We start from the raw sequence: 10,241 nt of genomic DNA, 5'->3' as shown, positions 1-10,241 counted from the left end.
CGCGGGGTCCGGCGTCGGCTCAGGCGTCGAACTCGTGGTCGAGGAGGGCGAAGATTTCGTCATCGGTGGCGGTTCCGATCTTCTCGGTGATGTCAGTGACGTCGCCGGGCACGGCGTGCGGCCGGCCGGAGGCATCCGGGCCGCCCGCGAGGGTGGACAGCAGCTCACGCAGTCCGTCGGCGAGCCGGTCGCCCGTGACGGGGTCCAACGGTGCGTCGGACAGCGCCGCCCGCAGCCGTTCGAGGGCCGACAGGGCGGCGGAGGACTCCTCCGGCGGGTGGGGCGTGAGCTCGGCGAGGAGGTGCTCGGTGAGGGCCGCGGGGGTGGGCCGGTCGAAGACGAGGGTGGCCGGCAGCGGCAGGCCGGTGAGCTCCCGCAGCCGGTCCCGGTACTCCACGCCGGTGACCGAGTCGAAGCCGGCGTCTCGGAAGGAACGCCGCGGGTCGACCGCGTCCGGCCCGGGATGTTCGAGTACGGCGGCGGCCTCGGCCCGGACCAGCTCCAGCGCGAGCCGGTACCGCTCCCGGCCGGTACGGCCCGCCAGCAGACGCTGCCAGTAGGGCTGGTCGGAGGGCTCGTCGGGTTCCGGGGACGGGCCGGTCTCCGGCAGGGCGGGTCCGCCGGTCCGCCGTGGTGGGGGCGCGGTGCCGTCCGCCGCGGTCGTGGCGGCCCGGATGCCGTCGTCGGCCGGTTGCTGCGGGAGCCAGTGGCGGCGGCGCTGGAAGGCGTACGTCGGCAGGTCGGCGCGGGGGCCCGGGCCCAGCAGCGCGGACCAGTCCACGTCCTGGCCCGCGACGTGCAGTCGCGCGACCGCGGTGAGCAGGGCCGTGGGTTCGTCGTGGCCGGGGCGGAGCGTGGCCGTGAGGGTGGGAGGCGGCGGGCCGTCCGGGTCGGCGGGGGGCAGACAGCGGGCGGCCTGGGGGGTGAGGGCCGGTTCGGGGCCGAGCTCCACGTAGGCGCCGGTCCCCTGCGCGTCGAGCGCGCGCACCGCGTCGGCGAACCGGACGGTGGCCCTGACGTGCCGGGTCCAGTAGTCCGGCGAACACAACTGCTCGGGGGTGGCCAGGGCGCCGGTGACGTTCGACAGGACCGGGAGCCGGGGCGGCCGGTAGGCGACAGTGCGGGCCACCCGCCGGAACTCCTCCAGGACGGGCTCCATCAGCGGCGAGTGGAAGGCATGCCCGACGCGCAGCCGCCGGGTTCTGCGGCCCCGCGCGGCCCAGTGTGCGGCGACCTGCTCGACCGCTTCGACCGTGCCCGAGACGACCACGGACCCGGGCGCGTTGACAGCGGCGATGTCGACGGCGCCGGCGGGCAGGGCCGCCCGTGCCTCCTCCTCGGTCGTCTGGACGGCGAGCATGGCGCCCTCGCCCGGGGCCTCGTGCATCAGCCGGCCCCGGGTGGCGACCAGTGCGGCCGCGTCCCGCAGCGAGAACACGCCCGCCGCGTGCGCCGCGGTCAGCTCGCCGACGGAGTGCCCGGCGAGCACGGCCGGTCGCAGGCCCCAGGACTCCAGCAACCGCAGCAGCGCCGTCTCCAGGGCGAACAGGGCGGGTTGGGCGTGGTCGGTCCGCTGGACGAGGTCGTCCGGGTCCGCCGGGTGGAGCAGCAGATCGCGCAGGGGCCGGTCGAGGTGTGGGTCGAACTGCTCGCAGACCTCGTCCAGGGCTCGCGCGAAGGCGGGGAAGGCCGCATACAGGCCGCGGCCCGCGCCCGGCCAGCGAACCCCCTGGCCGGTGAACAGCACCGCGAGCCCGGCCCCGGCACGGGCCCGGCCCCGGAGCACCGACGGATCGGGGCGCCCCTCGGCGAGCGCGTCGAGCGCGTCCGTGGGCAACCGCCCGGCGGGCACCCGCAGTACGGCCCGGTGATCGTGATGGGCGCGGCCGGTGGCCAGTGTGCGGGCGGCCGCTGAGGGGTCGGTCGCAGGGCGGCGGCGCAGGTGATCGGCCAGGGCACGGGCCTGGGCCCGCAGGGCGGACGCGGTACGGGCGGACAGCAGCCACGGCACCGGCGTGGGCCCGGGGTGGGGCATGCCGGGCGCCGGGCCAGGGGCGTGCGGTCGAGGGCGTGTCCCTCCCGACGGCGTGTCCGGGGCCGAGTGCGGCGCGTCGGCCATGCCCTCCTGCGCCACGAGCCCCACCTGCGCCGAGAGCCCCACCTGCGCCACGAGCCCCTCCTGGGCCGCGCCGGGCGCGGCCTGGACGGGCCCCCCGCCGGTGACCGCCTCCGGTGGCGGTGCGCCGAGTACGACATGGCAGTTCGCTCCGCCCATGCCGAAGGAGGACACGCCCGCGAGCGGGGGTTCGTCCGGGTGGGGCCAGTCCGTGAGGGCCGTCTGGACGCGCAGGCCCAGGTCGATGAGGGGGATGGCCGGGTTCGCGGTGCCGAAGTGGAGGCTGGGGACGAGTTGCCCGTGGCGCAGGCACAGGGCCGTCTTGAGCAGGCCCACCATGCCGGCGGCACCCTCCAGATGCCCCACGTTGGTCTTCGCCGACCCCACGCGCAGCGCGTCGGCGGGGTCGCGGCCGGTACCGAGGACCTCGCCCAGCGCCGCGGCCTCCACGGGGTCGCCGACCCGCGTCCCGGTGCCGTGCAGTTCGACGTACCGCACCCGGTCGGGGGCGACGCCGGCCGCCGCGCAGGCGTGGCGCAGCACCTCCTCCTGGGCCCGGCGGCCGGGCACCGTCAGCGGGTCCGGACCGCCGTCGGTGGTCATGGCCGAACCGAGGACGACGCAGTGCACGCGGTCGCCGTCGGCGAGGGCCCGGGTGAGCGGCTTGAGCACCACCAGGACGCCGCCCTCGCCCCGCGCGTAACCGTTGGCCCGGACGTCGAAGGTGTGGCAGCGGCCGTCCGGCGACAGCGCCCCGGAACGCTGGGCCGCGAGGAGGCTCCCGGGGGCGAGGTTGAGGTGCACGGCCCCCACGAGCGCGGTGTCGGTCTCCTCACGCCACAGCGACGCGCAGGCCACGTGCACCGCGGCGAGGCCGGACGACTGGCCGGTGTCCACGGTGAGACTGGGTCCGCCCAGCCCCAGGACGTGGCTGATCCGGTTGGCGATGAGGCCGCGGAGCAGGCCCGGCAGGGTGTGCGGGGTGACGGCGGCGCCGCCTCGCGCGTGGGCCAGCTGAGCGTAGTCGTCGGCCATCGCACCCACGAAGACACCGGTGTGCGTGCCGCGAAGCCTGTCGGGTACGACGTACGCGTCCTCCAGGGCCTCCCAGGCCAACTCCAGCATCAGCCGCTGCTGGGGGTCCATGGCGGCGGCCTCACGCGGGGAGATCCCGAAGAAGCCGGCGTCGAAACCGGCCACGTCGGACAGGAAGCCACCGCGCGGCGCCGTGTCCGGACCACCGAACCGCTCCGGCGGTGCTTCGGTGAGGGCGTCGCGGCTCTCGCGCAGCAGGTCCCAGAAGGCGTCGGGGTGCGGCGCGCCGGGCAGTCGGCAGGCCATGCCGATCACTGCGATCGGGTCGGGACGCACGGAGGTGCTCATGGTGGGTGCTCCCTCGTGGGTCGGGTCGCTGTGCCAGCCGATCGTGGGGGCAGGACATGGAAGACGCCTGAAGAATCGTTGGGGCGCACGGGCGCGGACAGCCCCGTGGGCGCCCGTGGCCGACGCCCTCCCGAACAGGCCGTGGTTCAGTCCCGGGCGAGGACGCGGGTGAGGACTGTCTCCAGGGCGTGCTCGGGGGAGGGGACCGCGGCCGTCGTACGCCAGGCGACGAAGCCGTCGGGGCGCAGCAGGACCGCGTCGCTCTCCGTCACCCCCATGGCGTCGTGCCAGGACCGCTCCCGCTCCCTGACGTCCTCGCCCAGGCGCAGGACGTCGAGGGCGACACCGGTCCGCCGGGCCACCGCGTGCGCGGCCTCGTACCACTCCGCGGCCTTGGCGCCCGCCATGAGCAGCGGCCGGCGGCCCACCAGGGAGAGCGTGGAGACCGTACGGCCGTCCTCGGTGACCAGCCACAGGTGCGGTGCCCGGGTGCCGGGGGCGCCCGACAGGGTGCGGGGCTCGGCGAAGTCGGCTGCGGCGTCCGTCTGTTCACCCTCGTCGGCGATCACCGCAGCCGACCGGTAGCGGTATCCGAACATGACGCTCAGGGTGTCCGCGACGGCCGCGCCCCCCGGGGCGCCGCCGCTGCCGGCCCGCGCCGCGAGGCGCAGCGCCGCCTGGCGCATGGTCGCCCTCCCCACGGGGAGGCGCTCGGTGTCGTAGGTGTCGAGCAGTGCCTGCCCCGCCTGTCCGTGCAGCACGGCGGCCAGCTTCCAGGCGAGGTTGTGGGCGTCCTGGATCCCGGTGTTGGCGCCGTAGCCGCCCACCGGCGGGATGACGTGGGCGGCGTCCCCGACGAGGAAGATCCGGCCCTCGGTGTAGCGCTCGGCGACCAGGGCGGCCATCTCCCACGGCAGCGTGCTCACGATCTCCACGGGCAGGTCGGGTACGCCGACGGCGGCGCGCACCAGCTCCGTGCAGCGCTCGGGCGTGTAGGCCGTGAACGGGTCGGTGCGCGGGTCGTGGGTGACGATGAGCGTGCCCCTGCGCAGGGTGTCGTCGTGCCCCAGCACCCCGTCCACCAGCGGGTTGGCGATCCGGCACACGGCGAAGCGGCGTTCGCCCAGGGGGCCGCGCAGGTCGGCGCGGAAGACGATGCTGATCTGGTGGCGCAGGGTGCCGCGGCCCTGCCGGGCGATGCCGAGGCGTTCGCGCACCGGGCTGTGGGCGCCGTCGGCCGCGACCAGGTACCGCGCCCGCACACGTCGCTCGGCGCCGGTCTCCCGGTCGTGCAGCGTGGCGGTGACGCCGTCGGCGTCCTGCTCCGGGTCGCGCAGCTCGGTGCCGAAGCGCACCTCGGCGCCGAGTTCGCGGACGCGGCGCAGCAGGATCGGCTCGATGCGGTCCTGGCTCAGCGAGAGGACGCGGGCCACGGGGCTGATGTCGCCGATGTCCTCGGGTTCCGGGATGCGGGTCACCGAAATCTCCCGCCCGGTCAGCGACTCGACCTTGCCGTTGAGGGTGTGTCCGGCGAAGCCGGCCGCCTCGGCCAGCAGGTCGTCGCTCACGCCGACGGCGTCGAGCAGTTCCAGGGTGCGCGGGTACAGGCCCCACGCGCGGGGATGGACGGAGGTGCCGGCGTGCCGCTCGACCAGGATGTGCCGCACGCCGTGCCAGGACAGGAACAACGACGTGGACAGTCCGACCAGGCCGCCGCCGACGACCAGAACGGGAGTGGTGTCCTCGTGCACGTCAGGCCCCTTCCACGAGTGCCGGGCCCCGGCCGGGGCCCCCGGTCCCGGCGAGCCTGACAGCGCCCTGTGAAGGACGGCTCGAACCGCGCTCGCGCGCCGGGACCCAGGGGCCCGAAGTGGCATCACCTCACCCGGAAGTTGGCCATCATCCCCATGTCCTCGTGCTCCAGGTTGTGGCAGTGGAAGACGTACCTGCCGCGGTAGCCGGTGAAGCGGGCGATGATCTCCATCTCCTTGCCGGACTCCAGGTCGATGGTGTCCTTCCAGCCCGAATCGTAGGGGCCCGGGTCGTTCTGGTTGCGGCTGAGCACCTGGAAGTGGGCGAGGTGCAGATGGATCGGATGGTGGGCGTCGCCGTCGAAGCGCCAGATCTCGGTCGCGCCGAGTTCCGGTACGGCGTCGTCCCGCTCGGGGTCGTACGCCTTGCCGTTGATGTCCCAGCCGTCGTCGCTGCGCTGGTTGAAGTCGAACTTGCGGGTCACGGTGGCGGAGGAACGGCTGAGTGGCTCGAAGTCGACGAGTTTGGTGGGCACCCGGCTGTTGTCGGCGGCCTTGCGCACCACATGGAACTGCATGACCTTGCCGGTGTCGCCGTCGTCCAGCTTGTTGACCATGTCGATCCGGGTGCCGACGGGGAACTTGGAGAAGTCCACCACCACGTCGAAGCGTTCGGCCGGGGCCATCTGGATCTCGTCGTGCCCGATGGGCCGGCCCAGCAGCCCCACGTCGCTGCCGACCTGCACGAAGGCGCTGCCCGACTGCGGGCCGGGGTCGAGGGCGAGCCGGTAGCGACGGGCGTTGGAGGCGTTGAGCAGCCGGAAGCGGTAGCGGGCGGCGTCGACCTCCAGGACCGGCCAGGGCGCCCCGTTCACCAGGATGACGTCGCCGAGGACGCCCTCCATGAAGTCCTCGGTGACACCGTGTTCGCCCTTCAGGCTCGGTTCGACGGCCGGGTAGTCGAAGGCGCCGTCCGCCGTGAACGAGCGGTCGCATATCATCAGCGGAATGTCACGCTCGCCCTTGGGCAGCGGGAGGTTGTCCTCCGCCTCGTCGTGGACGAGATGGAAGCCGGCGAGGCCGTAGTAGACCTGCGGGCCGGTGAAGTCCATCCGGTGGTCGTGGTACCAGAGGGTCGCGGCCGGCTGCTCCAGCGGGTAGTGGTACTCCCGGCTGCCGCGGGAGAGGTCGCCGCCGTGGGTGTCGTGCCCCTCCCAGCCGTTGCCCGGCAGGATCAGGTCGGTCGGGAAGCCGTCGTGCTCGGGCGGGGTCTTGCCGCCGTGCAGATGGACGGCGACCGGCACCTCCAGCTCGTTGGTGTGGCGTACGACGATCGGCCGGCCGCTGCGGGTGGCGAGTGTGGGCCCCGGGAACTGGCCGTTGTAGCCCCAGATCTCCGTCTTGGTGCCGGGCAGGATCTCCACCTGGGCGGGCTTCTGGACGATGTCGTAGTAGTCGACGCCGCCCTGTGTCCTGGAGGGCTTCAGGACGGACGGGACGGGCAGCGGCGTCCTGAACGGGGCCGGGGTGCGGGCCCGGCTCTTGCGCACCGCGCCCGTGCTCCCTCCCCCGTCGCTGCAACCGGTCAGGGCGGACGCGACGGGCAGTGCCACGGCGGCGCCCCCGGCGAGCCGCAGCATCTTCCGACGGGTCAGGGACATCCCAGGCTCCTCACTGATGGTGGGAGCGGCCGCCGGTGTGCGTCCGGCCTGTGCGCGTGCCGACGGCCGGCCCCTTGGTGATAGGCATTCTACATGTAGGTCTTCTACCTATGGACGTATCCAGGCACCGTCCTCAGGACCCGCTCCGGGTGGGTGCCGGCGCCCCGGCGTCGGCGTGCGCGGCCAGCCGGGTGCGCAACCTTCCCGAGGCCGCGGTGAGCGCGGTGCCCGCCAGCAGCCCCAGCACGGCCAGCAGCAGGTAGTAGACGGCGTCCGGGACGACGTCGATCAGCTGCGCCAGCCGGCCGCCGGCGGCCGCGCCCACGGCGGCGAAGAGCCAGAACAGGCCGAGCATCCGGCCCGCGTAGCCGGGCGGGGCGACCTCGGCCGCCAGACTCAGCCCGATCGGCGCGACGGCCAGTTCACCGCAGACCAGCAGCAGATAGACCACCACCAGCCACAGCGGCGACACCCGACCCTGGGTCGCGGCGGACGCCGCCGCGGCCATCGCCACGAAAGCCGCGCCGCCCAGCAGCAGTCCGGCGGCGAACTTGGCCGGCGCGCCCGCCCGGCGGCCCAGCCGCACCCACAGCGCGGCCGCGACCGGCGACAGCAACAGCAGGAACAGTGGCTGCACGGACTGGAACCAGCTGGCCGGCACCTCGAACGTCCCCAGGGTGCGGTCCACGTCGTCCCGCGCGAACAGGTTGAGCAGCGCGGGCCCCTGGGCGAACAGCAGCCAGAACACCGAGGACGCCGACAGCATCCAGGCCATCGCCCGCAGCCGTACCCGCTCCACGGGACCGACCGCCGGTGCCCGCAGCAGCGCCCGGTAGTACAGCACCGGGACCGCCAGCACGACCAGTCCGACCAGCATCAGCACCCGCTCCGGCGGCAGCGCGCCGCTCACCGCGGCGACCGTCACCGCCACCGCGGGCAACCCGCCGAGCAGTCCGGCGCGGCGCAGCACCGGCCGCAACTCCCCGTCGGCCAGCGGTCGTTCCGGCCGTGCGCCCACCTCACCGAAGTGCGACCACCCGGCCGCGTAGCAGACCACGCCGATGACCATGCCCAGCGCCGCGGCGCCGAACCCCAGATGCCAGTGGACCGTCTCCCCGAGGAAGCCCGTCACCAGGGGCGCGAGGAGCGCGCTGACCTGGATGCTCATGTAGAAGAGGGAGAACGCCGCCTCCCGGCGCTCCGGGCGTCCCTGGTACAGGCGGCCGACCATCGCCGCCATACCGGGCTTGACCAGTCCGCTGCCCGCGATCACCAGCCCGAGCCCCGGATACAGCCACCCCTCGGACGGCACGGCCAGCAGGCCGTGCCCCGCGGTGATCAGCAGCCCGCCGTACAGGGTGGCCCGGCGGGCGCCGAACAGCCGGTCGGCCAGCCAGCCGCCCGGCAACGCCGACATGAAGACGAGGGCCATGTACAGACCGGACAGCGCCGCGGCGTCGGCCTCCGACAGACCGAGCCCGCCCTCGTCCGGGTCCGCCACCAGATAGAGGTAGAGAATGGCCAGCATCCCGTAGAAGCTGAACCGCTCCCACAGATCGACCACGAACAGGGTGCCGAACCAGCGCGGCTGTCCCAGGAATCCGGTACGCGCCCGCCCGCTCACCGCGTCTCCTCGCCCCCGGCCGCCTCCGGCCGGTGCAACAGCTCCACGACCGCACAGGACCAGGAGAAACCGGCGCCCACCCCGGCCAGCAGGCACAGCTGACCCGGTGCCAGCGTGCCGGAGTCCACCAGGTGCCCGAAGCCCGCGAACTGGTCCCCGGCGCCCAGGTGTCCCACGCGCCGGCCCCACGACCACGTCGTCCTGTCCACGTCGATGCCGAGCGGCCTCAGGAAATGGGCCTCCAGACGGGGACGGCCCAGGTGCGGCAGCACGAACCAGTCCAGGTCCGCAGCCGTCACCCCGGCGTCGGCCAGGCAGCGCTTGAGCACCGCGCGCTGGCCGTCGTCGATTCGGCCGAGCACGGTGTCGAGGCCGGTCGCGGCCACGAAGTCGCGGCGCGGCGGCTCCAGGTCGACCGGCCGGCGGACCGCGAACGGCTCCTCGCTGAACGGGTCGTCACCCCGGTGCATCCGCTCCAGCCCCGGATCGGAGTGCGTCGCCAGGGCCCGCACCCGCGCGAAACCGCCCCGCCGCGACAGCACCAGGGCCGTCCCGCCGTCGCCGTACGGGGTGCCTGCGTCGCTGCGCCAGCGGTCGAAGCCCGGCGGGCAGAACCGGTCCCCGGTGGTGATCAGGGCCCCGGAGCGGTCCGGGGCGCCGGCGAGGTAGCCGGCCGCCAGGTCCAGGGCGGCCATCCCGCCGTTGGACATCTGGCGCACCTCGATCGCCGGGCAGGTGTTGCCCAGGGCCGTCCGTTGCACGTAGGAGGCGGGCGCCCACATGTCGTGGCCCTGATAGAAGGTGGTGGCGTGCAGCACCAGGTCGATGTCGGCGGGGGCGGAGCCGGACTGCGCCAGGGCCGCCCGGGCCGCCCGCGCCGCCATCTCCGGCCCGGACTCCCCGCGGGAAACACGGACCGACTCGACCTCGGTACGCCACAGCGCCCGCCGCCGGCCCGGCCCGGCGGCCTCGGCCACGGTCACCGCCGGCGGGAGCCGACGGCCGACGCCGGCGATGTAGAGGTCGGTGAGGCTCACGTGGGCGCCTCCACGAAGGCGGCGACGACCTCGTACACCTCGAAGAACCTCTCCCGCGCACGGTCCTGGTAGGGGCGCAGCGGCGAGGTGGACGGCCGGTGCTGAGTGGTCTCCTCCCAGGCCCGGAAGGCCGCGAGGCTCTCCCACTCGCTCATCACGACGAGGCTGCCCGCATCGTCCGCGGACCGCAGCAGCTCATTGCCCAGCAGCCCCGGCGTGCCCGAGAGATGACGGCTGATCTGCTCGTACGCCCGTTCCACCGCGCCCGGGTCGCCCGCGGGGGCCCGGTGCCACAGCAGCACACGGGCCCGCGCGGTCATCGGGCGCCCCCGGCGGAGGCCGGGGCGGAGGCCGCGGGCAGGAAGTGCACCCCGCTCATGATGTGCATGGCGCCGCCGCGCCGGTACGGATGCAGCTTCGTACGGTGCTCCACATGGGCGTCGCTGTGCTCGAACTCCCTGAAGCGCTTCTCGTCGACCCAGTCGCTGATCACGTAGTACACCGACTCCTCCTCGGCGCTGCGCATCAGCCACTGGCCCAGGTTGGCCGGGTGCCCGGTGATGACGTTGCCGATGGACAGCCAGGTGCGCTCGAAGTCCGCCTCCATCCCCGGGTTGATCTCGAACCGCAGCAGTACCCGGAAGAGTTCGCCGTCGTTGTCCGGCATCC

At 74.2% G+C, this 10,241-nt stretch carries 7 protein-coding genes; all 7 read right to left on the bottom strand.

Going from position 1 to position 10,241, the window contains the following annotated elements; translation table 11 throughout:
* Positions 1 to 19: 19 nt before the first annotated feature.
* Positions 20 to 3,499 (bottom strand): type I polyketide synthase, encoded by a 3,480-nt coding sequence (locus IE262_RS40200; protein WP_189875062.1) that lies wholly within the window; start codon positions 3,497 to 3,499, stop codon positions 20 to 22.
* 146 nt (positions 3,500 to 3,645) lie between these two features.
* Positions 3,646 to 5,250: an FAD-dependent monooxygenase gene (locus IE262_RS18945; protein ID WP_189875060.1), complete on the bottom strand. Its 1,605-nt coding sequence runs from the start codon at positions 5,248 to 5,250 to the stop codon at positions 3,646 to 3,648.
* Between the two features lie 125 nt (positions 5,251 to 5,375).
* Positions 5,376 to 6,911 (bottom strand): multicopper oxidase family protein, encoded by a 1,536-nt coding sequence (locus tag IE262_RS18940; RefSeq protein ID WP_189875058.1) that lies wholly within the window; start codon positions 6,909 to 6,911, stop codon positions 5,376 to 5,378.
* A 133-nt stretch (positions 6,912 to 7,044) separates the two neighbouring features.
* Complete coding sequence (locus tag IE262_RS18935; protein ID WP_189875056.1) at positions 7,045 to 8,535, bottom strand: peptide MFS transporter; 1,491 nt, start codon at positions 8,533 to 8,535, stop codon at positions 7,045 to 7,047.
* Positions 8,532 to 9,572: a ketoacyl-ACP synthase III family protein gene (locus IE262_RS18930; RefSeq protein ID WP_189875054.1), complete on the bottom strand. Its 1,041-nt coding sequence runs from the start codon at positions 9,570 to 9,572 to the stop codon at positions 8,532 to 8,534. The genes IE262_RS18935 and IE262_RS18930 overlap by 4 nt, the downstream gene beginning before the upstream one ends.
* Entirely contained in the window at positions 9,569 to 9,892 is a 324-nt protein-coding gene (locus IE262_RS18925) for an antibiotic biosynthesis monooxygenase family protein (RefSeq protein ID WP_134027772.1), read from the bottom strand. The genes IE262_RS18930 and IE262_RS18925 overlap by 4 nt, the downstream gene beginning before the upstream one ends.
* The gene (locus IE262_RS18920) at positions 9,889 to 10,239 is read right to left on the bottom strand and encodes an antibiotic biosynthesis monooxygenase family protein (protein WP_134027769.1); all 351 of its coding nucleotides are present in this window, start codon (positions 10,237 to 10,239) and stop codon (positions 9,889 to 9,891) included. The genes IE262_RS18925 and IE262_RS18920 overlap by 4 nt, the downstream gene beginning before the upstream one ends.
* Positions 10,240 to 10,241 lie beyond the last annotated feature (2 nt).

This window comes from Streptomyces bluensis (assembly GCF_014650715.1).
Lineage (GTDB): Bacteria > Actinomycetota > Actinomycetes > Streptomycetales > Streptomycetaceae > Streptomyces > Streptomyces bluensis.
This window is presented reverse-complemented; position numbering and strand designations above follow the sequence as displayed.